This is a genomic window from Terriglobus sp. YAF25, assembly GCF_052113305.1.
GTDB lineage: Bacteria > Acidobacteriota > Terriglobia > Terriglobales > Acidobacteriaceae > Terriglobus.
In genome coordinates this window covers 1-23,852 of record NZ_JBFRCY010000139.1, presented here as the reverse complement: position 1 = coordinate 23,852, position 23,852 = coordinate 1, and the positions used below count along the sequence as shown (strand labels likewise).

Here is a 23,852-nt window from a genome sequence, read left to right as displayed (position 1 = left end):
TACGCGAGCGCAGCGGCAACACCGCGGAAGCCCGGAGCGAGGCTGAGGCCTCTCTCAAGCTGAAGCCCAACGCCGCAGCCTACCTGGTTCTGGCCAGACTCGAACTGGGGGCCGGACAGCTTCCCCAGGCAGCAAACGACGTCAGCAATGCCATGCGCATTGAGCCCAGCAACGCCGCCGCCATCGCGCTGAAACAGACCATCGCCAGTCGCGGACAACCGGTGCAGTAATGTCGCTCGCGCTCGTTTCTCATCCGACGGTTCTCTTCGTTGCGATCTTCATGGGCGTGCTGCTGATCTACGCAGAGGCCAATCGTCCGGGCACCATAGTTCCCGGCTGCGTCGGTCTTCTGCTGGTGCTGGCCCCTCTGCCTGCCCTGCTCACGCCTCCCGTACGTCCGGCTTCGGCTGGACTTCTCTCGGCAGGTTTTGGCCTATGTGTCCTGCAAGCGTGGATTCCTGTCCGCTGGCTGGCTACGGTGATAGGCGTTGGCGGCATGGCAGCTGGGATCGCACGGTTTTACGACAGCTCGGTGCAGCCGAACCCGGTCGCCGGAGTTCTGCTGAGCGGGATTCTGGGCGTCACCACCAGCTATCTGGCAACAGTTGCACTACGAGCGCGCCGCGCCAAGCGCCTCACGGTACACTAGAAGCATCGTTTTTCGGTAAGGAGTCACCGCTGTTCATGTCGAAGTTGTGCCGCGCGTTTCTGCTCGCAGGTTTAGGTCTCGCCTCCGTCGTCTCCACTTCTGCATACGCGCAGACGTCCACCACCAAGCGGCTGGCGAAGCACATTGACCGCATGGACTTCGCCCTTCAGGGCGCGTACGTCAGCCACTCCAGTGTCAATGGAACCAACTATCTGAACCAGAAGGTCGATCAGAGCGTGAGCACGACCTTTGGCGCTTTGGTGCAGCTTCGATACACCATAAAACCCCCGGTCGGATTTGAGTTCAACTGGAACTACAGCCGCTCAACCCAGACCTACTTGGGAGCCACCCCTTCTGGCATTTTAACGGTTCAGGCAACACCGAACGAGTTCACTGGCGGGTATGTCTATCATGGGCCGGAGATTGCCGGGATTAAGACATTCGCCTCAGCCGGAGCCGGCTCAACCGACTACAAGCCGACCCGCTTTGGCGGTGTTGGTCTACAGCCGCAGTGGCGCCTCACCTACTACTATGGATTCGGCGGCGAGATGCCGGTCTTTACACCGAACATTGGCATTCGTGTTCAGTTCCGCCAGGCCTTTCATAAGGCGCCTGACTTCGGAGCGAACTACCTGCAACTCGAGAAGCAGAACACGACCATCGAGCCTGCTTTCGGGTTCTACGTACACTTCTAGGTAACTTTAGGGGGATATCCACCGCGCCATAGTTGGCCTATCATCGCGTTTGTAGGCTATGGCTGACGCCGTGGCCCGGTGGATACCATCCCCTGTTATGAGCACTTTGGTCGACGACCTGGATCTGCAACCCGCGCGGAAAGATCGCGAAATTCATCTCAGCACCGGCTCGGTGCTGGGCATTTTCTTTGCTGCTGCCTTGATCTGTGCCTTGTTCTTCGGCTTCGGCTATACCGCCGGCCGCCGCTCGGCGATTGCCACCCCCGCCGAACAGAGTGAATCCGGCAGCAACTTCAGTAATTTCAAGCCCGCGCCCGGAGCGGTCGCGATTCAGCCGGTCCCCGGTTATCTCTCGGCAAAGCAGGCGGCTGACGCCAACGCAAATACCGGCACGCAGCAGTATTACGGCGCTGCCGGTAATACCACGGCTCAGGCGCCGCCTGCCGTCACCGCCGCGAATGCTGATACCACGCCGAAGCCATCTCAGCCGGTAAAGACATCCACCCCCACGCAGGAGCCCGTACCAGCGCCGGCACCCGCTCCGCGCCTTGCTGCCACCGTCGCACAGCCGCAGGTACCCACGGTACAGCCAGTCTCCCTGCCAACAACGCAGCTTCAAGGACCGGCCATCGTGCAGGTTGCCGCAGTCTCGCACCAGGAAGATGCAGAGGTGCTGCTGAGCGCATTGAAGCGGCTGGCCGCAGGCAGCTTCTCGTAGATACCACCGAAGCCACCGTTGGACAGAATAGCGACGACGTCGCCCGGCTGCATCTCCTTCACAAGCTTCGCGACGATCGCATCCACATCCGGTAGCAGCTCCGCGGGCTTACCAGCAGATTTCAAACCAGCGACGACACTCTCCGGGTGCAGCCGTTCTTCGGCTGGAATGCTCTCGCTCTTGAAGACAGCGGCCAGGATGATGGCGTCAGCCACCGCCAGCGACTCGATCAGCTCTTTCTCAAAGACATTCCGGCGCAGCGTATTCGAGCGTGGCTCCAGTACAGCGATCAGACGCCGCGATGGATACTTTGCGCGCAAAGCACGTAGCGTCTCGCGGATAGCAGTCGGATGATGCGCGAAGTCATCAATGATGGTGACACCGTGGGTTTCGGCAATCACCTCGAGGCGGCGCTTCACGGAACGGAAGCTGGCAAGAGCCTCGACAATGCTGGCAGAATCAATTCCCTGCGTCGCAGCCAGGGCCGCGGCAGCAGTTGCGTTGAGGGCATTGTGTTCGCCCGCCATCGGCAGGTAGAGTTCGGCAAAGGGTTCGCCRCCGCGAAGCAGCGACCAGCGCGAACCTTCGTCTTCATGGCGAAGGTTGGTCACTCGCCAGTGGGAGTTCTCCGCCAGTCCATAGCGCTCTACGCGGCAGAAGGCGCGGGCGACGCATTCGGTGACGTTCGCGCTGCCGTCAAAGGCGACGACGACGCCATTGCGCGGCACAAGGTTCACGAACCGCTTGAACGCTGTCTTCACGCTGGCAAGATCCGCGTAGATATCGGCGTGATCGAACTCGACATGCGTCAGGATCGCCGCCTGCGGGAAGTAATGCAGGAACTTCGGTCCCTTATCGAAGAAAGCAGTATCGTACTCGTCGCCTTCGAGGATGAAAGGCTTGGTGCCGCGAACGCGAAAGCTGGTGCCGAAGTTTTCTGCAACACCACCGATCAGGAAGCTCGGCGAGAGCTCCGGCCTGCGGCGCGAGGCTACCTCAAAGATCCAGGCAAGCATGCTGGTGGTGGTCGTCTTGCCATGGGTTCCGGCAACGACAAGCGAGTCGCGGCCGCGAAGAAACTCATCGTGGATCAACGTTGCCATCGAGAGGAACGGCAGGCGATGCTCCAGCACATACTCCAGCTCGACATTGCCGCGCGAGATCGCATTGCCGACAACCACAAGATCAGGTGCAGGCTGCAGGTTCTTCTCGGCATAGGGCTCAGAGATCGGAATACCCAGCGACGCCAGAAGATCCGACATCGGTGGGTACGCTGCCGCGTCTGAGCCCGTGACCTTGTGTCCCTGTGCCTGCAGCATGYCGGCCAGCGAAGCCATCGCCGTGCCGCAGATGCCGATGAGATGGATGTGTTTGAGTCCCTGCATCTAGACGACAGCGCTTTCCAGAAAGTTGAGTTGCGACTCGTTGGAGCAGTCGAGCATGCACGACACGCCCAGCGGCAGACTGATATTCGGCTCCGAGACATGGCCCGAGCGCAACCCTATCGCCACCGGCCCGGCGAAGTCACGCAGCGAGTGTTGGATAGCATCTTCAAGCAGTTGCATATCTTCCGGAATAACGCACTGCTTCATGTCTCCGAAGACAATGCCCTGCACCGTATCCAGCCTGCCTGCCCAACGCAGATGTAGCAGAATACGATCCCACTGGTAAGGCTTGGTGCCGATGTCTTCCAGAAAGAGAATGCTGTTGTCAGTCTCCGCCGCCCAGGGCGTCCCCAGTGATTGCGCAAGGATCGAGATGCAACCGCCGCGCAGAACTCCGGTCGCTTTGCCTGGGCGCAGCACGCGCAGGCCGTCCGCAGAAGTCAGGCTCCATTCCGATGCACCTTCGAAGACCGAGTACCAGCTCGGCCAATCCACACCATTCTCGCGGGCAAAGTCTGCGGCTACCATCGGGGCATAGAAGGTGTTCAGGTTGCAGTGCGTCTGGAAGTAGGTGTGTAGCGAGGTGTGATCGCTGTAGCCGATGAAGACCTTTGGATTGGCTCGAATCAGCTCGGTATCGAGCAGGGGCAGCAACTCCGCTGTTCCCCACCCACCGCGCGCTGCAATGATGCCATCGATGGTCTTATCCGCAAAGGCTGCATGCAGATCGTTGACTCGTTCTGCGGCGGTACCAGCGTAGTAGAGCGGACCTCCGCCGAAGACATGCGGATACAGCACCGGCTCATAGCCCAGCTCGCGCAAAGCAACTGCGCCCTTCTCTACCAGCGCACGCTGAGGTGTGCTCGCCGGTGACACAACCGCCAATCGAGCGCCCTTGCGCAGCGCCTTCGGCTTGGGGCTCACAGGGTGACCTTTCCAACACAGATAATCTCAGCAGGCCCGGTCAAACGCATCTCTTCTGCCGGCGTAGGCCAGACCACGCGCTGGGTTCCGCCCTCAGCCGTAGCCTCAAGTGTCGTGCTGCAATCGCGCAACGCAATCGCTGCGGTCGACGAGGCGCATGTGCCTGTGCCGGAAGACGCCGTTGGGCCAACGCCGCGCTCAAAGATGCGGAAGGCGATATGCCCCGGCGACAGCACACGGACAAATTCGACGTTGGTCTGCTTCGGAAAATCAGGATGGAAGCAGATCTTTTCGCCTAGCGCCTGCCAGGCAAGCCCATGCGAGGAGAAGTCATCGGTGTCCACAAAGATGACGAAGTGCGGATTCCCAACGTTGACGTTGGCTCCTTCCACGGCGCCGACGCCCTCGATCTGGACTGTCTGCGGATTCACCTGAGGCACTCCCATGCCGGTCTCGATCAGAAAGCCCGTATCTTCGCAGGAGACGGTCGTGCACGCGCGCGGTCCACCGTGCGTCCCGAGCGTTACCTGCTTCAGGCCCTCGCTATAGGCCAGCCACGCAGCCACACAGCGGGTGCCATTGCCCGAGAGCTCTGCTTCGGAGCCGTCGGCATTGAAGAGGCGAAGGAAGTAGCTGCCATCGTCGCGGCGTTCAAGGAACTCAACACCGTCGGCGCCGACGCTGGTGTTGCGGGCGCAGAGCTTGCGGGCGATCTCTGCATGTTTACCGTGAGCCAGCGTCTCTTCCACCACGAGGAAATCATTGCCACAGGCGTGTGCTTTTACAAAAGGAATCATTGTTTCTCTCTACTTCTTCGGCTGATAGATCTGTGACTCGTAGATCCGGGCGCAGGGCTGCCCTGTCGTACAAAGCACAGTCAGCTCTTTCAGGTTGCTGGAGTTCTTTTTGACTGCATCCGAGACCGGATCCTTGTCGATAGCAACCACATAGGCAGCATACTTCGCCGGCTCAGCAAGAGCCCGATGGAAGCTGTCGTAGTCCGACTCGGAGATGAACTGCTTCAACGGAATTCCGGTCTGCTGAATGGCTCCAACATGGTCTGAGGTGTACATCATCACCGGCAGCCCCTGCGGCATAGCCAGAAGCTCGCGGGCAATGGAGGTCTCAAACGGAACGCGTGTGCGCGAGTTAACAATGCCTTCCTTCAATACCAGCGGCGTAAACCATGTCATGGCCACGCAGTTCGCGATCGCAAGCACCATCACCGCGGGCTGCAGGAAAACCGCCTGCACGGGCCGGGTACGGATGAGACGGTTCTCGAACCATGCAACTACGACAAAGGCAAAGACGACCAACGCCGGAAGCAGCTCCATGCCGTAACGCGCGTTGTAGTACGAGTGCGGATAAAGCTGCGGAATGAAGATCGGCACCGATCCGAATGAGACCGAATAGATATAGAAGGGCAGCGGCATCCACAGAAGGACCGACGCGCGCGCCAGCCCACGCTTCCACAGCATCCAGGTGCCGGCAATTGCAGCCGCCATCAACAGGAAGCCCGTCTCCCAGGCAGCGGCATCCACCTGCGCGGTCCGTGTATAGAAGAGCAGTGCCCAGGCGGGGTTATGCCAGCCGCGATAGTGCTGCCCCGGAGGAGCTGTCTTGCGCTCGATGGCAGCGGCCGAGTACGGTCCACGCATGAAGTCCAGCGGATCTCCGGTGTAGCGCCAGTTGTGCGCCATCCAGCCGATGGGAGCCAACACGGTCAGCACGGTGAGAATGATGAAGGCGACACGCACCCGCTCGAAGACACGCTTGTTCTTCACCAGCGAGATAGTCAGCATCAGCCAGACGCACGCGGCAAGGATCCAGCCGTCGTAGCGTGTGTAGACCGAGAGTACAGACAGGATGCCGGCGGCAATGAGCCTGGCCTTGACCACACGGATCTGCTCGTCGCGAATAGCGTCGATGCACTCCATCACAACAACGGTCGACCAGACGAAGATCGCGAGGAACAGCGGCTCTGTCATGGCAGTGGTTGCCAGGTAGAGAAGGTTCGGGTTCAATGCATAAAACAGCGTCGCGCCAAAGGCCCAATGACCTGGCAGCATGCGGCGGGCAAGACGATAAAAGCCGACATTGCCAAGAATGTAGAAAGCAAAGGAAGGCCAGGTCCCACCTGTGCCTGTCTGCCACCACTCTATCTTGGAGACGAACGGCACCAGCAGCAGATGCGGCAGCGGCAGCCAGACGCTGCCAATCTGCGGCAGCCCCGGATTCACCGAATCGATGATGCGACGCGCGATGGCGAGATGAGCCACTGCGTCGCCGTAGAGCAGAAGGTATCCGCGCGAAGCCGAGATGAGTACTGCCAGAAAGGCCAGGATCATTGACGCAAGCGCAATGGGAAACATCTCCTCACGCTTCGCCGGCTTGATGGCCATGCGCGCGGCAATGGTCCCCTCATCATTGGGGATAGCGTCACGATTCCCCTGACGCGGCTGTTCGTTGTACTTACGCCTCAAGCTCAAGGTGTGAGATCTCCTGGAAGAGACGGAAGCGTTCCTCCACCTCGTCCTTCGTCGTGTGCTGCAGACGCTCGGTCCCGAAACGCTCGACGGCAAACGACCCCATCACGCCGCCGTAGAACATCGCCTTGCGGAAGACTGCGGGCGTGAGCTTCGGCTGCGATGCGATGTAGCCGTAGAAGCCGCCGGCGAATGAGTCGCCGGCGCCGGTCGGATCCACAACCTCATCCAGTGGCATGGCAGGAGCGCGGAACGGCAGCGTGATGTGCGTCGTGTCCACAAAGCTGCGATCACAGAAAAAGGCGGTGGCRCCATACTCTCCGTGCTTCACCACCAGGGCCTTCGGCCCCATCTCCATCACCTCGCGTGCGGCCCGCAGCAGGTTCGGCTCGCCCGCCAGCATACGTGCCTCGCCATCGTTGATGAGCAGGACGTCGAGCTCCTTCAGGACCTTTTCCAGGTTGGCGCGATGATCGGCGATCCAGTAGTTCATGGTATCGCCGGCAACCATCTTCACCTTGGGCAACTGCTTACGCACCTGCAACTGCAATACCGGATCGATGTTCGCCAGGAAGAGATACTCGCTGTTGAGATAGCTGTCAGGGATCTTGGGAGCAAAGGTGCCGAAGACATTCAGGTCGGTCGCCAGCGTCTTCGCCTCGTTCAGGTTCTCGACGTAGGAGCCGGTCCAGTGGAAGCTCTTACCCGCGGCGTGCTCAATACCGGCGACATCGATGCCTTTGGAGGTGAGCACAGCTTCGTGCTCGGGAAGAAAGTCCTCGCCGACGACACCAACGACCCGGACCGGCGTAAAGAAGCTGGCGGCTAGAGACTTCAGCGCCGAGGAGCAGGCACAGGTACGTTCGCCGGTCGGCATGGCCGCAACCGCCGCCTTAACCACCTTGGCCGCATTCGCCGAATTCGTATGCATCACCGCAATGATCTGATCGACGGTGACATCATCATGTCCTTCAAACCAGCAGTCGTAATCGGTGACCATCGCCAGCGTGGAATAGCAGATCTCCGCCTCGCGGGCGAGCTTCGCTTCCTGCAGGTTAGTCATACCGATCACATCCGCTCCCCACGAGCGATACAGGTTGGACTCCGCGCGGGTGGAGAACTGCGGCCCTTCCATGCAGACGTAGGTTCCGCCGTGCTTGCCCACCACACCCACTTCCTTGCAGGCCGACTCAAAGGCCTTCGTGATCGTGGCACAGACGGGGTCGCCGAAGGCGACGTGACCAACGATGCCGTCACCGAAGAAGGTAGACGTCCGGGCAAAGGTGCGGTCGATGAACTGGTCAGGAATCACGAAATCCGTCGGCTTATGCTCTTCCTTGAGCGAGCCAACCGCGGAGACGGAAAGGATGCGCTCCACGCCAAGCTGCTTCATCGCATAAATATTGGCGCGGAAGTTCAGCTCCGTCGGCAGAATGCGGTGTCCTTTCCCGTGGCGGGCCAGGAAGGCGACCTTTCTGCCTTCGAGTTCCCCCAGCACCAGCGGATCGCTTGGATCGCCGAAGGGCGTGGTGATCTTCTCTTCGCGGATGTTGGTAAAGCCGGGCATGGAGTACAGTCCACTGCCGCCGATGATGCCGATCTCTGCCTGCTGCAACGCGTTCATTCTCCTGTTGGGGCCAAACTCTGAGTATATCGTTCAGCAGCGTGGATTCCTGCCTTCATCGCCCCCAGGCGGGCGAACCCTGTGACCAGAGGAGCCGAGAGCGGCTGCAACGCCAGCCTTTCGGGGCCCTCGCCCTGGTTGGAGGTGATCTGATCCCGCAGCTTACGGGCCAGATCTAACGGAAATCCTTCGCTGGTAAAGATGCCGGAGCCCATGGTCGAGACCAGGACATCCCCCTCGCTGGTCGAGTAGACCTCCTCGCCCTCTTTCTCGTCATCCTTGCGACGCTGCAGACCTGAGTACTTGCGCGCCAGTTGCGCGGTATAGAGCTTCTGGAAGCTCTCCGCCGAGTCAGTATTCTTCCAGCGCGAGTAGTAGAGCAGGCCCAGATTGCCGGTCGTTGCCGGGGCATTCTTCTTGAGCCCGGCGTAGTAGACGCCTCCGGCCCAGGCCGGAGCCAGAGCATCGGCCATCTGCGGTCCTGCGAAGAGTTCGGCAAGCATATGGACATCGAACTCCCCAAGCACGCCGACATCGTAGGGGGTGTAGTCCTTCTCGACCAGCGGATGGATATCCGCCAGATGGATGAGCGGCTGCGGAGCCTTTGTCACGTAGGTCTCTGGATGCATGATCTGCGACGTGTTCACCGGTGGATCGTCGAGAACGCCGGTGAAGGCCTTCTGAACGCCGGAGCGGCGCAGGATGGACTGCTCGAAGGTCAGGCCATTTGCATACGGAAAGAGCAGGCTCTGCTGCAGGATGAGGGGAGCGCGCGCCAGCACCGGCGAGCTCTCCGTCCCGCTGAGCATATCCTTCATGCGCCCCATCAGCTCCTCGGGAACATCCGCCAGCGTGCGGCCCGTGTCCTTCATGGAGTAGTCGACAAAGACAACCATCGCCTGCCCCTCAAGAACAGCCTCGCGCGTCGTGTCGACCTCATCGTTCTTGATGTGAGCGTTGTCCTGCTGCGCGTTCTTCGCGATGTCCTTCAGTCCCTGGTCGCCCCACTTGGTGAGGTCGACGTGCTGGTCCTGCAGCGCGTGCGTCAGCTCATGCGCCATCACCGGCTTCTGGGTCTCGGCATCTACCCAGTCCAACAGGTTGATGGTCTTGGTCTTGTTGTCGTAGTAACCCGCGATCTGCTCGGTCAGAAGGCTCAGCAGAAAGGGCTTGAGATCGAAGTCACGGTCGAGCAGACCGAACTTCTTCAGGACGATCTCGCTACGCTCCATGCGCTTGGCGCCCTCGTCCTCGTCGAACTTCTGCTTTAGGTATTTCGTCACCGCATCGCGGGTGATGAGTACCTTCTTCACCGGGCGGCTGGAACGCAGGCCGGAGTCTTTGGCGGCAAACCCCTGGATCTCGTCCACGCTCTTAAAGAGCTCCTCAGCCTCTTTGGGGGTGATGTGGATTTCCGGTTTTTTCCCGGCATCGGAGGTACCCGGAGGAGGTCCGGGCGTCTGGGTCTGGGCAAACGCAGCCAGCGGCAGAAGTGAAACGGTAACAGCAAAAACAGCGCGGTACGGGTGGCGCATCAAACGGGAGTCTCCCATCATCCAACGAAACGTATACTTAGGATAGACGCCGTTTTATGAGCACACTTGCACACAACGAAGCTCCGGCGCTTTCAGTGGACCATCATCTCGCCCTGAAAGCACTCCTGTCCATGGCGGCTATCTATCCCTTGGACGCAGAAGGGCGGATCGCGGTTCGCGGCGAAGACCGAGTTCGCTGGCTGAATGGCATGTTGACGAACAACATTCGCGATCTGAAGGCCGGAGAAGGCTGCTACAACTTCCTGCTCTCGGCCCAGGGGCGTATCCAGCACGACGCCACAGCATTTCTGCTGGAAGATCAGATTCTGCTGGAGACCGCCCGCGAGCGCATTCCGGCGCTCATGGCGGCTCTCGACCACTTCATCATCATGGATGATGTGGAGCTGGAAGACGTCTCCGAAAAACACCAGGGGCTGGGCATTGCCGGCCCCAAAGCCGCAGAGGCCCTGGCCGCAATCGGCTTGGACGTGGCCGGAATTGCGCCTGTCTCTACCCGCGCCTTCGAATGGCGAGGCTCAATCGTCTGGGTTGTCGCTCGGTACAGCCCACTCACGCCGCGCTTCGAGCTGTGGGCGGCGAATGTCGCACAGCTTACAGAGGCTCTCAATACTCTTCCCCAAGCGGATGACAACGCCATCGAGTCTCTCCGGATTCTGGAAGGCGTTCCGGCCATTGGCCGCGATCTGCGGGAGAAGGAGCTGCCGCAGGAGACCGGACAGGCTCGCGCCCTGCACTTCACCAAAGGCTGSTACCTGGGACAGGAGATCGTGGAGCGCATCCGCTCCCGTGGCAATGTGCATCGCACCTTTGCCGGTTTCCGTTTCAGCGGCTCTGTCCCCGCTGCCGGAACGGCTATTCTGGCCGACGGCGCCTCGGTTGGCGAGCTGACCAGCGTAGACTCCGATCTGAATATCGCTCTTGGATTTATTCGCCGCGAGGCCGTGGAACGCGGTCAGGCGCTTACCTACGAAGGGGGCGCTCTGACGTCGTCACCGCTTCCCTTCCGCATCAAATAGAAGGCATTTTATTTATGGCAGATAAAGTTACCCCGTTTGTTGTCAACGATCGCCGCAAGTTCACCACAGAAGGAGAGCTGCGGCCTGAGTCTGAACGTCCTCACGAAGAAGAGCAGGAGGGGGCCTCGAAGGCTGCTGTCACGGCAATGCCGGAGCCTCCCCAATCTGAGCCGGCTGCGGAACCTGAGGCCGCGGAGGCCGCAGAAGCCGACGAGCAGGAGCTGCCGAAGCTTACGGAAGAGCAGGCAGAACGCTCGAAGGCAGCCTATGAGGCGACCGCCGAGCGTCTGGATACGGCTATCCGCGCCGCAAACCCGGGCATGGAACAGCCGCCGCCCGTGAACTTCGACCGCCTGGTGCAGTCCATCTATATGACCGCGATCATGCAGCTCGGCGGCGGAACACCCGAAGGCGAGCAGGCGCGGGTCGACATTCTGGGCGCACGCCAGTCGATCGACATGCTGAACGTGCTGCAGGAGAAGAGCAAAGGCAACCTGACCGAGGCCGAATCACGGATGCTCGAAAACGCTCTCTTCGAAGTACGTATGGCCTTCCTGGAGATTACGCAGGCTTTGGCCCGTCAGGCTTCTCGGCAGCCTGAGTCTCCGCTACCTCCACCGCCGGGCGGAGGTCCGCGCATCGTTCGCTAGTGGCATGGAGGCGACCCTTACATTTCTCGGCACTGGCACCTCTATGGGTGTGCCGACGCTTGGTTGCGGCTGCGCCGTGTGCACCTCCGCAATGGATGGCACACGGCCGCACAACCGTCGCACCCGTGCTTCCGTTCGCCTGGACTATAACGGCCGGACAGTGCTGATCGATACCGGCCAGGACTTTCACTTCCAGGCGATACGCGAGAAGGTCACCCAGGTCGACGCCGTGCTTTACACCCATGGCCATGCCGACCACGTTCTCGGCATGGATGACCTGCGTCCGCTGTCGTTTGCCAATCCCATTCCGCTCTACGCCGACGATGAGACAGCAAGCGTTATCGAACGCATCTTCGAGTACACCTTCCGCACTCAGGATCGCTACATGACCTCTGCGCGTGTGGAGATGCACCGCATCAGCACCGATCCCGGCACCACGGTCGAACTCTTCGGAGCGGTTTTCCAACGTATCCCGGTGCAGCATGGCAGACAGGTCATCACGGGCTGGCGTTTTGGAAAGGCTGCCTACCTGACAGACCTCTCTTCCCTGCCTGACGAAAGCTTTCCGTTGCTTGAGGACCTCGACGTCCTGATCGTGGATGCCCTGCGCCGTGCGCCGCACCCCTCGCACTCGAACCTTGAGAACTCCATCGCACTGGTGGAACGCATCAAGCCGCGGCGGGCGTTCTTCACCCATATCTCGCACGACCTGGACCACGACGCCATCAACGCCGAACTGCCGCCACACATCCGTATGTCCCACGACGGCATGTGCCTCGATTTCGAGATTGCCGAAGACAGAACCGCAGAGGGCAGGATTGCGGGGGGCAAGGAATGAAGATCTTCCGCTCCATTGCCGAGGTTCCGGCGAACTTCGGACCTTCGATCATCAGCATCGGCAACTTTGACGGAGTCCATCGCGGCCACCGCTGGGTGATCTCGGAGATTATTGCGCGTGCCCGGGAATCCGGCACGAAGTCGATTGCAGTCACCTTCGATCCTCATCCGGTGCGCATTCTGCGGCCCGACTCGCCGACGAGGATGATCTCGCCGATCGAAGAGAAACTGCGGCTGCTCGCCGCCACAGGCCTGGATGCAACGCTCGTTCTGCCGTTTACGCAGGAGCTGGCGCAGACCTCTGCCGAGACTTTTATCTCAACAGTCATCTGCAACTGCCTGCGTGCTACCGAAGTACATGTCGGCAGCAACTTTCGGTTCGGCTACCAGGCACAGGCCGATGTGATGCGACTGGCGGAGCTAGGCAACGAACTCGACTTCTCGGCAAGGATCTACGAACCGGTGCCTCTGCGCGGCGGCATTATTTCTTCAAGCCGCATTCGCCAGCTCATCCTTGCAGGAAACCTCTCCACTGCGCGTGTCCTTCTGGGAAGGCCTTACAGCATCTGCAGCACGCCTGCCAGGGGCCGTGGATACGGCACGAAGTATGYCGTACCCACCATCAACCTGGCGCCGTACAGCGAGTTGCTTCCCGCCAACGGCGTATATGTCACCACGCTGCAGATCGGCGAAGAAGGTCCTATCTTCGAAGGCGTGACCAACGCCGGCAACCGGCCAACCTTTGGCCCGGACAGTTATGCCGTCGAGACACATCTCTTCAACTTCCTTCCCGTGGACATGACCGAAGAGACACCATTGCGGCTTACCTTCCTGAAGCACCTCCGGCCTGAGATGAAGTGGGAGTCTCCCGAAGCCCTGAAAGCACAGATCGGCAAAGACATCGGTCGGGCACAGCGCTTTCTGCGCGGCTATCGACGGTTGATGCAGTAGCAAGCCCGAACTCCCATTAGCAGTCTGGATATTCTTTCAGTGGGAAGCCGAGCCGACCGAGAAGAGCACCGTTCGATAAATCCCAAATTTCACCTGCTGATGTCACAAGCTGATTCATCGTTTCCATAAAAAGGACTTCCCAAGCATCGAATTCACAGACGTCTTCGTGCGCTCCAGTTTCCGGATCGAACTTCAAAAGAGTTCTGCTCGTCTTCTTTTCAAACTTCCACAAAACACCGAAAAAAGCATTCCTCTTTCGACTGTAGTGAAGTCGTGAAATTTGACTGCCCGCACCCGGTTCAAAAATCCATCGAAGTTCTCCACTAGAGCGACTGAAACAGCACCCTCTGTTCCCAGAGTTTTCCGCCACTTGGAATGTCATAAGCGGCCACTTTGCCGAGACTCTTAGATAAGCCGGTCACCAAAATTTCCCCGAACGGGGAAATTGAAAGATTGCCGGCACCAGAACAAAAGACAGTGGGAAACTCGCATATTATCTCTCGGGAGTTCAGATCCCAAATCTGGACGGTTTCTTTAAAAAGGCCCGCAGCAATACGAGCTGAGCTACTAGATGCCGCAAGTTCGCGAATAGCGGAATTCAGCATACAACTATGCAATCATCCTCAAGAATCTCCGTTAGTTTGTTCCCATCATCTCGCAGATAGATCTGATGACGCCTCTCAAGGCATTTTTCATTTTGAACTACTGTTTAAATCTGACCACCACCGCCTCCTCCATTATTGCAATAAGAAGCAAAAGGGTGGTTATAGCAGGGATTCACAATAATGATGAAATCTGACAACACTCGCCCACCTCCAATACCGAAATTACGAAGCATTTGTGTCCCTTGTTGCAAGATTTCTTGAGGGGTTGCAGTTGGATTCTCTTCAATCCATCTTTCCCAAGTCCCATTCCAGTCTCCCCCTGCTTTCGTATGAACGCCGTTACCGGAGCGGAGCCGGTGCGACGCCTTTGCTAGCGGAAGTAAATATTTGCCAATATCTATTTCATGACCTCTGAACCAGTTTGCGAACTGTTGCGGAAATATATGGTGTAGTTCTATATCGTCCGGTCCTGCAAAACCGCTTCCGCAAGCCCCGAACTCGCATCCAGGCGTGCTCAAACCGCCCACATCTCCAATCATGGAAGCAATACTGGAGTATGGACCGTGGTGATACGCTCCTTGCTCATCCCAATTCCCATTGCTTGGTCGAGGTTGGAGACTTCCCTTAAATTTCGGGCCACCGGCTAACCAATGGATTAAGAAACCAAAAGCACAACTCGCATCCGCTCCGACGTTGCCCCCGAGAGTCACCGCGGCTCCCAGGCACCCTCCCGCCCCGCTGGTACCAGCCAGTGATACGCCGACCAGCGTAGTCGTAGGTCCATTCGTAGGTGGCGCTACTGGTCTGCGTTCGCACCCGGTGGTTCAACGCATCGTAGGTATACTGCGCGGTCGCACCGCTGTCTACCTGCGTGATGTTGCCTTCCGCGTCGTAAGTATAGATATGGAGCCCATCGTTGCGTAGGTTCCCAGCCGCATCGTAAGAAGCGCCGGTTAGTCCCTGAATCTGGTTGGTGGAGCTGTTGAAGGAGTAGCTCAGATTGTTTCCCGATGGCGATGAGACCGCAGGCCAGCGGTTGCCATACCGGTCATAGCTGTACTGGTAGGTTTGCGACGAGCCGGTGGTGGCAGTAGCCAAGGTGAGCCGGTTCAGCTCGTCATATCCATAGTTGAAGCAGCGGCCTGTCTCGCATGTAGTCGTCACCCGCGAGCCCGTCTTCGCGAACCAGGTTCCGTAGAACTGGCTGCTGTAGCAGTTGGTCCTGCTCGGTGTATTGCAGCCGACCTGCATTGTGAGCCGCCCCATGGAGTCGTACCAGCGTTGAATCGTGTCTCCGTTACCGAGGTCGTACAGAATCGGCCCGAATGGACCGTTCTGAACGTTCGATACCAGGTTGGAAGGATTGTTCGCGTCATTATAAGTCTGATTGGTGATCGATGTGACCTCGCCCGCAGGAGAATGGCTATAAGCAATCGTGCCAGTCGCACCGTCGCCCCATGAGGTGAGGTTTCCGGCCCAATCGTAACCAAACGTCATATGCTTATAACTTGGTGACCAGTTGCATCCCGATGGAGTGCACTCCGACAGGCCAGTGACTCTTCCCATGGCGTCATAACTGAAATTTGACTCTGCCACGTTGCCTAATACGGGGACGGAGGTGAGCGAAAGCCGTCCTTTCAGGTTTGTTTGGGTCGTATTAGCCCAGTTCATGCTGACGTCATAAATAARGGTCTTCGTGGGAGTCCCATCATCATAACTAACCGAAAGCGCACGACCCACCTTGTCGTATTGGGTCACCGTGTTGGTCCTGGTGCTGGCACTGGTCTGATTAGCACGGGGCCGAGTCCGAGTCACTTGCAGACCCGTCGAGTTGTAGGTATAGCTGTACGTCGTCTCGCCGCGCTCCGGCTCCTTGGTATAGATGGTCCGGCCCAGCGAGTCAGTTTGGAAGATGCGCTGCTGCACTCCCTGCGTGATCGTGGTCTTGCGATTCGCAAGATCATAGGTATRGGTCGTGAGATATCCCGAACCGGGGATGTCCAGACCACAGTCCGGTGGGGCACCACTTTCTCCCTGGTATACGGTGCTCGAAACCTCGCAGACTGCTGCGACTCTTCCCAAGGCGTCAGTCTGGGTTATTTTCTTCACGCCGCTGACATCGGTTACCATCACTGCACGTCCAGTGTATTGATAGCTGGTGGTGCCATCTGGCGTGCTGATCGTCGAGGTACGGCCTGTACTGAACTGGTCTGATTGACAGCAAAGGTGAATGTTGATTTGGCGCCAGTGATCGGGTAGTCGATCTCCTTTGCTCGCCCGAATGCGTCGAAGTTGCTGTAGGTGGTCGGCTGCGAGTTTGCATCCGTCGTGCTGGTCAACGCACCGGTACTCACGTCATATCCCGCACCGGTAGAAAGGACAATCCCGCTCGATAGCGTAGGGGCGGTCACACTTGTGGTATACGTGTTTGTCGAATCATGCCCATACGTAGTCGTGCCATTCGGATCAGTCGAAGACAGGAGAGTTCCCGTATCGTCGAAGCTATAGCTCGTGGTGAGTGTTCCGTTAGTGGTGTTGAGCCATCTTGCGACAGAACTGAGATATGGGCCGCCGGCATTACTGGAACCGTGCTGCGGAATCCCTGTCGTTTGCGAAGCTGTGTTGGTGTATCCATAAATCGTAGCGGTTATCCAGCCGCCCGGCCACTCGCCTGGATTGCAGCTTATCTCCTGCGTCAAATCAAAGCCAGAATACACATAGTGGGTTTCCGTAGTTGGCGTGGAAGGAGCACTACCAGCGTAAAAATCCCATCCTTTAACTGCGGTTGTCTTCCCGAGCCACGGCGAGTCAAATACATACTGCTGTTGGCTTTGTAGCCCATTGTCAAGTGTTGTGACAGATGACGATTTTGTGATGTAGTTCGAACCACATCCGGAACACTGAAAGGAATATGCGTTTGCAGTTGTGACTATAGGGGTACCGCTCGCGCTGCCGGTGTAGACTGACACCTTTGTATTCCAGGCGCCATTGTTTAGCGTCATTTCGTAAGCCGTCTCGTCACCGCTCGGCTTGTGGACGACCACTTTTTCTTGACAGCCCGTTCCATTGCTCGCACATTGCGTGATGACCGATGGAGTGAATGTCGTCGCCGGGTCGGAACCAACTGTCCTGCTCGTTAGCCAGCGATTCATGTTGTTGTATGAATCCTGAAAATTGGTCCAGCCGTATTGGATGACACCACCGGTAGGCAAAGTGACCGATTTCATCTCTCCATAGGAGTCATATGTAAAGGAATACGAGCTTCCATCGGGCAATTGAATGCTCTGCACAGGATAAAAAGTCCCCGCCCACCCCGAAACCGCAGGTTGATCGAACCGCGTGAAGATGTCAACAGGTGATGTAGTGACCGTGTAGCGAACTCGTGTGCCGTTGTTGCTGATCGGCCCATTTGGCGCAAGAACGTCGTAATAAGTAACGCTTCCGTTTTTAGTTACGATAACGGGAGTTCTTCCCACATCATCGATGAGATTTCCGTTGGCGTCGCTGGACCAATAGTTGCCGAATCGATCGATTACCTGGGGATAAACCTGGTTGCCATTGTTATCCAGGATGAGAGGATTTCCATTTGCATCCGCCTTCAGTAGGTAACCGCTGGCATCTGATGCGTAATTGGGGCCGATCGTATCCATATACGTGCCGGCGCAGTCATCCTGAATAATTGCTCTAGCGGAGCCAAAATCTCGCACAGTCCCTGAAGGATCGCTCCACGAGACATTGTAGACAGTGGTGGTTTGAGCGCCACCCATCCCCCCGGCGCAAGCATAGGAGGTCGACGGATAGGCCAGGGTATACACCAGAGTGCCAGTTTCGGCTCCTGTGACGAACCTCCATCCTCCCTGAAGATCTGGAGCATTCGGTATATTGCTTGGGTAGAATCCGTAATTCAGGTTGATGCCATTGACGGAAGTGGGAGGGAGTATTCTCCAAATCCGGCTGTCGTAGACAAGCCGCTCATCAAGCTGAAGCGCACCACGCTGTTTGTGCGTAGCGAGCGGAAATTCCATATGCAAATTCCCGTTCGTGATGTTGATGAATCCATTCTCGACAGGAATGTTGACGGCAAACGCCGGATTGCCCGTCGCATAGATGTAGTCCTGAGCAAAGGAATAACCGGCAACCAGGCACAAGTAGATACAGAGAAACAAGCGAGCGGTTCTCATCGTGGCGTCCTTAGAACTCGAAGTAGTTCGATTGAATATTGGGATTGAGCTGGACTTCGGAAAGTTGAATCGTCCACTGTTTCTGACCATCGAGAGACTGCGTATACAGGAACGGAATCATTACGCCATCCACTGGCCGGTAGTCTCCGTATGTAATGACACGCAGGAGTTCGCTTTGCGCTCCATTGGGCCGGATGGCGTTCGCGGTCTTGACCAGGAGATGTGTTTGGGGGTCGAAGTAGAGATCAGTTGCAATATTCTTCCGAGGGGTAAGCGGCTGTTCGATTGTCACCCGGTGAAGACTCATACYGTCGATGACCGTCACGCCATGATCGAGGACCGAGGATCTGGCCTGAAGGTCAGCAAGACGCGGAAGCTCGAACTGCACGATTCCTGATGCTGCGATCTCAGGAGCAAGCGGGAACATCTTTCCATCAGGCTGCTGAATACTGCCTAAACGGTTATTGATCCGGCTGCTGAAAGCTCCAATTGGCGTCTGTACATCGAGACGAAACCTTTTGCTGCCAATAATGGTTAAGGTCGCTGAATAGGAATTCTGGTCACTGCTGTAGGTGATCAGCCCTGATCCCTGCATTCCATTCCAGGGAGCGGCACCCACAACTTTCAGATGTGCAAGCACCTCAGATAGAGCAGCGGGATCAAGCTGTCCAAGCTTGTCTGTGGCGACGGGAATCGGTGTAGGAGCCGGGCGGGACTGAGAATAAGCATTTATAGCCAGCCACGACAATAATGCACAAATTACTGCAGCCCTAGCGATCAGCGAGGGTTTTGACCTACCAAAGCAGAAAGACATCGTACAGTCCCTTTCAGAGAACAGGGACCTGGGAAGAGAACAGCAGGTATTGATCGAACTTTGTTTTTTGGAGACTCTTCGTAAAGTAGACGTAATTCCCAAATGCGTCAATATGCCCTTTGCTAGACACTGGGAAACCTGGGTGGGGAAACCTGGGGACGGAAACCTGGGGACAGACGGAACGTTCCCATTCCGACTCGAGAAAATCTGCGCTTCAAACATCAGTTGTGCCTGCGCGGACCTCTCGGTCGGATTTGCCCCCTCTTTGCGGCGATGAGGTCCTGTTCATCGTCTCTTCTAGAACATGATTGGACATCACACAGTATGCCAGTAGCGACGTTCTAGGCTGTTGCGCAAGCAACAACTTCAAATACACCGCTCGGTCGGTATTGTCTTCTAGAATGTACCGTCTCGCATTGCCAAGCTGTGTAACGTGATGCGGCTCCCCAACTGCMACCAYTCGCGCAAATCGTCCCATACMTCRRCTTATCKRTTTACGTCCCGTCTGTCCCCAGGTTTCCCAAGGTTTCCCAGGTTTCAACCTCTTGGTTTCAACCTCTTGGTCCCATCCGATTGGGATGAAATGAGGAACGGAAGACAAGCACCAACGTGGAAGCCGTCGCCTGTCTCTTGCGATGGGAAGGGCTGTTTATCGGGTCCTCAAAACTTCCAGACAATTCCTGCCGATGGCACCGTCTCTTGTGTGAGCTTATTGACCTTCAACATCCGGCCCCATCGGTTTCCTGGATCGGCGATTGCAGGCACGTCATCACTTATTATTTTGAGTAGCCTGTTTCGCCAATTGCTCCTTTGCCAGTAGATGGCTCGCCTGCACGTCGCCTCGGCCAGCTTCTTGTGCGGTCTGTGCTGGCGTCTCAGTGGACTCCTGTAGTGCTTGTTTTGCCGCAGAGCTAATGTTTACCGAAACCGCCGTGCTGTTTGCGGAGCCGCTCGCACGAGAGGTTGATGGAATGGACTTGCCTGTATTTTCTGCTGGGCTTGTCTCATCCGCCGAGTGAGTTGAAGAGAGAGGTGCGGCTGTCTGTGGCGTCGAGGGGTTTGGCGTGGATGATGAAATTGAAGATAGCATAGTGTGCGATTCTCCCTTTCTTACCACCCAATCGGCTGCTCTGATCGATTTCTTTAGTTCTGGACGGCCTCATCGGCCACGCGTGAAGCGTTCCCTAACATCAGTCACACAAACAACGTCGCGAATATGAGGCTAGGTGGGAAACCTGGGGACGGAAACCTGGGGGAAACCTGGGGACAGACGGGACGTTCCTATTCCGACGCGAGAATCTGCGCTTCAAACGTCAGTTGTGCCTGTGTGGAGCTCGCAGTTGGATTTACGCCATCTTTGCGACGACGAGGTACCGTCTCGCACTACTACCTTGTGTAACCTGATGCGTCTCTGAACTTGCAACACTCCCCAAGGTTGTCCCACACCTCAACTTATCTGTTTACGTCCCGTCTGTCCCCAGGTTTGCCAGAATTGGTCTACGAGCTTCGCGTGCGCGGATTTGCCTACAGCTCAAACGCTTACAACTCCCATTTCGAAGCCCCAGACGCAGCAAGGCCGCCCCGAAGGACGGCCCGCTGGCTATGATTCCGAGAACGCCTACTGTTTCATCTTCTCCATGAACGTGAGCGGCCTGACGAACAGGACTACTTGTCCGGGCTGTGGCGTGGCTGTGACCTTACCGCACGTATTGCGCGAAACATATCCGTGCTCAAGAACTTCTTTCGTGATGAAGTTCTTAAGGTCAAGCCAAGAGCGGCTTCCTTCTGGCCCACACAACACGTAAGGAGCATTGATTCGGAAGGATTCGTCGTATTTCACAACGGGATGCTTTTCAACGATAGTACCGTGGCCCGTCGAGATGGGGATGTTTTCCTCGTTTGAACTCAGCGTGAGCTGTAGTCGGGCAACGCCGTTGTCATCCGTAGGTATTGCGATCGCTTCCTTGCGCTCCTTTCCCACCCAGACATTCACGTAAGCGGAAGTCCCAACCATAGGGCGTCCGTTCCTACCGTCAACCAACTTGATTTCGAGCGTTTGAGCAGCAAGTGACATCGCAGGCATGACCAGCAAGACGGTCACAAGCAAGTTGAGCCATCCGCAGCGGAAGGATATTTGACGGTGCCCGATCAGCATTTGGGGTATCCTCCCGCGTTCGTCATGTTCAGCATGTAATGGAAGAACGCACCAATGGGATTGTATACGTAGCCCGAGTCGATGTGAAGGAAACCTGGGGACAGACGGGACGTTCCCATTCCGAACGCGATAAATTTTGCCTTTCAAACATCAGTTGTGCCTGTGCGGATCCCTCGGTCGGATTTGCCCCCTCTTTGCGACGATGAGGTCCCGTTCATCGTCTCTTCTAGAACATGATTGGACACCAGACAGTATCCCAGTAGCGACGTTCTAGACTGTTGCGCAAGCAACAGGAATCGTACGCCTTTTGTTTGTCATCCCGCAGGCGTGACCACGATTTCATATCTTTCTCACTTAGCAGTGATGATTGCAATTTCGCAATAAACTCCAGGTCACCTGTCGATCGTTTGTTTCAGGAAAGCGCAAGTTGCTTTTTGCGCGCGAGATTGATCCAAACAATTGCCACAAGGTAGGCAACACCATAGCCCCACAGCAAACCAGYGGCGGCTACACGCAGCATCTGTTCATCGAAACCGTATAGGCCATGGAACCAGCGCAGGGCAATACCGTCCAGCATCATGGCGATCCCGCCCACCAACGCTGTACCTGCAAGCAGCTGTTCGTTGGTCAATCGTCCAACAACCTTGCACAACCACACTCTGATCGCACCACCAATCGGCGCCTTCAGAAAACGCCACTCAAATCGGCCGCTTCGAGGGATTCGCCGAAGGAGGTTCCACTCCCCTTGACATTCGACCTGTATCCGCTTAGCTTTAGGTCGAATGTCGACTAGAAGCACAAAAGAGCAGCTTGAATTGATGCAGGGGACACTGGACCTCTTGATTCTGCAGACGCTTGCCTTCGGCAAGGCACACGGACATGCGATTGCGCGCACCATCGAGAGAAGGTCCGATGAGGTGCTGCAGGTTGGGCACGGATCGTTGTATCCAGCCTTGCAACGGCTGCTCAAGGCCGGACTGATTGATGCTGAAGACGGAGTTTCGGAGAACAATCGCAAGGCCAGGTTCTACCGATTGACCTCGAAGGGACGGAAGCAGCTATCCGCCGAATCTTCAAAGTGGGAGCGCCTTACGAGCGCGATCGCGCGTGTCCTTTCACCTGTCGTAGAAGAGCAATCGTAGCGAGGGGAAAAACAATGTTGAAATGGCGTCGTCGCAGGGAGAGGCTGCTGCAGGAGTTTGAGGAACATATTGAGTTCGAAGCTCTCGACAACATCGCGATGGGGATGTCTCCTGAAAAAGCCCGACGGCAGGCGCGCAAGAAGTTCGGGAATGCACTGGTGACTGCTGAGGCAGCCCGCGATGTGTGGGGTTGGGTCTGGCTGGAGCATCTCCTGCAAGATGTCCGTTATGCCGTAAGACAGCTACGGCGCGATCCTGGCTTCTCTGTCACAGCAGTGGTGGTCCTAGCACTGGGACTGTTTGCCAGCACGGCCATCTATGCATTTGTGGATGCGGCACTAGTGAAGCCACTGCCGTATCGTTCGCCCGGGCGACTGGTGGCGCTGTTTGAGCGGATTCCCGTGGGAGACCRCTATCACCTTTCGTATCGCGACTACGTGGAGTGGAAGAGACGGAATCAAGTCTTCAGTTCGTTAGATGTGTATAGGCCGGAGCCGGTGACTGTGCGGAACGCTGAGGGCGTCGAGGAAGCACCAAGCGGGCTGGTGAGCGATGGATTTTTTCGGACTCYGGGAGTTCAGCCTTCGCTGGGCAGGGACTTTCTTCCGGGCGAAGAGGACCTCTCCGCTGAGAGGGTCATGCTGCTAAGTTATGGAGCATGGCAGCGTAGGTTCGGGGGAAATGCAGCCGCGGTCGGCAGCTCGATGTCGATCAATGGAGCCCCTTACCGCATCGTGGGCGTGCTACCGAAGGAGTTTCACTTTGCTCCAGTGGGCCGGGCCGACTTCTGGCTACCGTTGCGCGGGCGGTGTAAGGAGTACCCCGCTTGCTATCCCTTCTATGGCGTGGCGCGCCTGAAAGATGGAGTGTCCCTGCAGACTGCGGCGGAGAACTTGAGCACAATCAGCAGCGAGATCGCGCGAGAGTTTCCTAAGTTCAATGGTGATCGCACGTCGTCGGTGCAACCGCTCACACAGACGATTCTGGGAAATACAAGGCCTACCCTGCTGGCTCTGCTTATCGGTGCAGCGCTACTATGCGTGATCGGGTTCGTAAACGTCTCAAGCCTGCTACTGGTGAGAACGGAGAGCCGCAGGAGAGAGATCGCGATGCGTCAAGCACTGGGGGCCACGCGGCAACGGCTGATGCGGCAGTTCATGATCGAGGGCCTTGTATTGGCCGGCTGCAGCCTGGCAGTCGGGCTTGCACTAACGTGGGCCTTGCTGGGGACGCTTAAAGCACAAATACCGGTACATGCTCTGGCCGCCATGCCCTATCTCGAAGAGATGCAGTGGAATCTTCGTGTCATGCTCTTTCCTGGTGCCATAGCGCTAACCGGAAGCGTGCCGTTCGCAGCGCTACCTGTGCTGCATATGCGGAGGATAAACGTGCAGGAGGGCCTGCGAGAGGCTGACCGCTCGGCAAGCGGAATGGGGTGGAGGCGGTCCGGCGCTGGGCTGGTGG

The 23,852-nt window shown here is 57.4% G+C and carries 23 protein-coding genes and 2 pseudogenes; 10 read left to right on the top strand and 15 right to left on the bottom strand.

What is annotated here, in order from left to right:
* The 4 genes and pseudogenes from AB4043_RS07890 to AB4043_RS07875 form a co-directional block, all read left to right on the top strand.
* Positions 1-230, top strand: a pseudogene (locus AB4043_RS07890) (tetratricopeptide repeat protein); the annotation flags it as partial.
* Positions 230-649: a hypothetical protein gene (locus AB4043_RS07885; protein WP_442299993.1), complete on the top strand. Its 420-nt coding sequence runs from the start codon at positions 230-232 to the stop codon at positions 647-649. The pseudogene AB4043_RS07890 and the gene AB4043_RS07885, both read left to right, overlap by 1 nt.
* A gap of 35 nt (positions 650-684) precedes the next feature.
* The gene (locus AB4043_RS07880; RefSeq protein WP_442299994.1) at positions 685-1,344 is read left to right on the top strand and encodes a hypothetical protein; all 660 of its coding nucleotides are present in this window, start codon (positions 685-687) and stop codon (positions 1,342-1,344) included.
* Positions 1,345-1,441: 97 nt separating this feature from the next.
* Positions 1,442-2,062, top strand: coding sequence for a hypothetical protein (locus AB4043_RS07875; protein ID WP_442306807.1), 621 nt, complete (start codon positions 1,442-1,444; stop codon positions 2,060-2,062).
* On the opposite strand, the gene mpl is transcribed toward AB4043_RS07875, so the two are convergent.
* From mpl to AB4043_RS07840, 7 genes and pseudogenes are all read right to left on the bottom strand, one after another.
* Positions 1,960-3,447, bottom strand: a complete 1,488-nt coding sequence (gene mpl, locus AB4043_RS07870) for a UDP-N-acetylmuramate:L-alanyl-gamma-D-glutamyl-meso-diaminopimelate ligase (protein ID WP_442306806.1) — start codon at positions 3,445-3,447, stop codon at positions 1,960-1,962. The two genes, AB4043_RS07875 and mpl, sit on opposite strands and share 103 nt — an antisense overlap.
* Positions 3,448-4,371 (bottom strand): S66 peptidase family protein, encoded by a 924-nt coding sequence (locus tag AB4043_RS07865; protein WP_442299997.1) that lies wholly within the window; start codon positions 4,369-4,371, stop codon positions 3,448-3,450.
* Positions 4,368-5,168, bottom strand: a complete 801-nt coding sequence (gene dapF / locus AB4043_RS07860; RefSeq protein ID WP_442299998.1) for a diaminopimelate epimerase — start codon at positions 5,166-5,168, stop codon at positions 4,368-4,370. The genes AB4043_RS07865 and dapF overlap by 4 nt, the downstream gene beginning before the upstream one ends.
* Positions 5,169-5,177: 9 nt before the next feature.
* Entirely contained in the window at positions 5,178-6,860 is a 1,683-nt protein-coding gene (locus AB4043_RS07855) for an ArnT family glycosyltransferase (RefSeq protein ID WP_442299999.1), read from the bottom strand.
* Complete coding sequence (locus tag AB4043_RS07850; protein ID WP_442306808.1) at positions 6,844-7,734, bottom strand: PfkB family carbohydrate kinase; 891 nt, start codon at positions 7,732-7,734, stop codon at positions 6,844-6,846. Before AB4043_RS07850 ends, AB4043_RS07855 begins: the two co-directional genes overlap by 17 nt.
* A gap of 15 nt (positions 7,735-7,749) precedes the next feature.
* A pseudogene (gene mtnP / locus AB4043_RS07845) lies at positions 7,750-8,481 on the bottom strand (S-methyl-5'-thioadenosine phosphorylase); the annotation flags it as partial.
* A complete protein-coding gene (locus AB4043_RS07840) occupies positions 8,478-10,016 on the bottom strand; it encodes a hypothetical protein (protein WP_442300001.1) in 1,539 nt (512 codons plus the stop codon). The pseudogene mtnP and the gene AB4043_RS07840, both read right to left, overlap by 4 nt.
* Positions 10,017-10,072: 56 nt before the next feature.
* On the opposite strand from AB4043_RS07840, the gene ygfZ reads away from it, so the two are divergent.
* The 4 genes from ygfZ to AB4043_RS07820 are packed head-to-tail and all read left to right on the top strand — an operon-like array spanning position 10,073 to position 13,491.
* Positions 10,073-11,053, top strand: coding sequence for a CAF17-like 4Fe-4S cluster assembly/insertion protein YgfZ (gene ygfZ, locus AB4043_RS07835; RefSeq protein WP_442306805.1), 981 nt, complete (start codon positions 10,073-10,075; stop codon positions 11,051-11,053).
* Between the two features lie 14 nt (positions 11,054-11,067).
* Positions 11,068-11,703 carry a DUF1844 domain-containing protein gene (locus AB4043_RS07830; RefSeq protein WP_442300003.1) on the top strand — a complete coding sequence of 212 codons (636 nt, stop codon included), beginning with the start codon at positions 11,068-11,070 and terminating at the stop codon, positions 11,701-11,703.
* A gap of 4 nt (positions 11,704-11,707) precedes the next feature.
* Positions 11,708-12,541 carry an MBL fold metallo-hydrolase gene (locus tag AB4043_RS07825; protein ID WP_442300004.1) on the top strand — a complete coding sequence of 278 codons (834 nt, stop codon included), beginning with the start codon at positions 11,708-11,710 and terminating at the stop codon, positions 12,539-12,541.
* Positions 12,538-13,491 carry a bifunctional riboflavin kinase/FAD synthetase gene (locus AB4043_RS07820; RefSeq protein WP_442306804.1) on the top strand — a complete coding sequence of 318 codons (954 nt, stop codon included), beginning with the start codon at positions 12,538-12,540 and terminating at the stop codon, positions 13,489-13,491. The genes AB4043_RS07825 and AB4043_RS07820 overlap by 4 nt, the downstream gene beginning before the upstream one ends.
* A gap of 16 nt (positions 13,492-13,507) precedes the next feature.
* Here the strand turns inward: AB4043_RS07820 and AB4043_RS07815 are convergent, their stop codons facing one another.
* The 8 genes from AB4043_RS07815 to AB4043_RS07780 all read right to left on the bottom strand — a co-directional run bounded on the left by AB4043_RS07815 (position 13,508) and on the right by AB4043_RS07780 (position 21,877).
* Positions 13,508-13,687, bottom strand: coding sequence for a hypothetical protein (locus tag AB4043_RS07815; protein ID WP_442306803.1), 180 nt, complete (start codon positions 13,685-13,687; stop codon positions 13,508-13,510).
* Positions 13,688-13,814: 127 nt separating this feature from the next.
* Positions 13,815-14,096, bottom strand: coding sequence for a hypothetical protein (locus AB4043_RS07810; protein ID WP_442306802.1), 282 nt, complete (start codon positions 14,094-14,096; stop codon positions 13,815-13,817).
* Positions 14,097-14,200: 104 nt separating this feature from the next.
* Positions 14,201-14,623, bottom strand: coding sequence for a DUF2380 domain-containing protein (locus AB4043_RS07805; protein WP_442306801.1), 423 nt, complete (start codon positions 14,621-14,623; stop codon positions 14,201-14,203).
* A 97-nt stretch (positions 14,624-14,720) separates the two neighbouring features.
* Entirely contained in the window at positions 14,721-16,229 is a 1,509-nt protein-coding gene (locus AB4043_RS07800) for a hypothetical protein (protein WP_442306800.1), read from the bottom strand.
* The gene (locus AB4043_RS07795; RefSeq protein WP_442306799.1) at positions 16,226-18,277 is read right to left on the bottom strand and encodes a hypothetical protein; all 2,052 of its coding nucleotides are present in this window, start codon (positions 18,275-18,277) and stop codon (positions 16,226-16,228) included. The genes AB4043_RS07800 and AB4043_RS07795 overlap by 4 nt, the downstream gene beginning before the upstream one ends.
* Positions 18,278-18,287: 10 nt before the next feature.
* A complete protein-coding gene (locus AB4043_RS07790) occupies positions 18,288-19,091 on the bottom strand; it encodes a hypothetical protein (protein WP_442306798.1) in 804 nt (267 codons plus the stop codon).
* A 1,618-nt stretch (positions 19,092-20,709) separates the two neighbouring features.
* Positions 20,710-21,246 carry a hypothetical protein gene (locus AB4043_RS07785; RefSeq protein ID WP_442300009.1) on the bottom strand — a complete coding sequence of 179 codons (537 nt, stop codon included), beginning with the start codon at positions 21,244-21,246 and terminating at the stop codon, positions 20,710-20,712.
* 412 nt (positions 21,247-21,658) lie between these two features.
* Complete coding sequence (locus AB4043_RS07780) at positions 21,659-21,877, bottom strand: hypothetical protein (RefSeq protein ID WP_442306797.1); 219 nt, start codon at positions 21,875-21,877, stop codon at positions 21,659-21,661.
* A 151-nt stretch (positions 21,878-22,028) separates the two neighbouring features.
* Between AB4043_RS07780 and AB4043_RS07775 the strand changes: the two genes are divergently transcribed.
* Together AB4043_RS07775 and AB4043_RS07770 are read left to right on the top strand one after the other, a co-directional pair.
* A complete protein-coding gene (locus AB4043_RS07775) occupies positions 22,029-22,388 on the top strand; it encodes a PadR family transcriptional regulator (protein WP_442300011.1) in 360 nt (119 codons plus the stop codon).
* 14 nt (positions 22,389-22,402) lie between these two features.
* Positions 22,403-23,852: ABC transporter permease (locus AB4043_RS07770; protein ID WP_442306796.1), on the top strand; the 1,450-nt coding region annotated here is incomplete at its 3' end.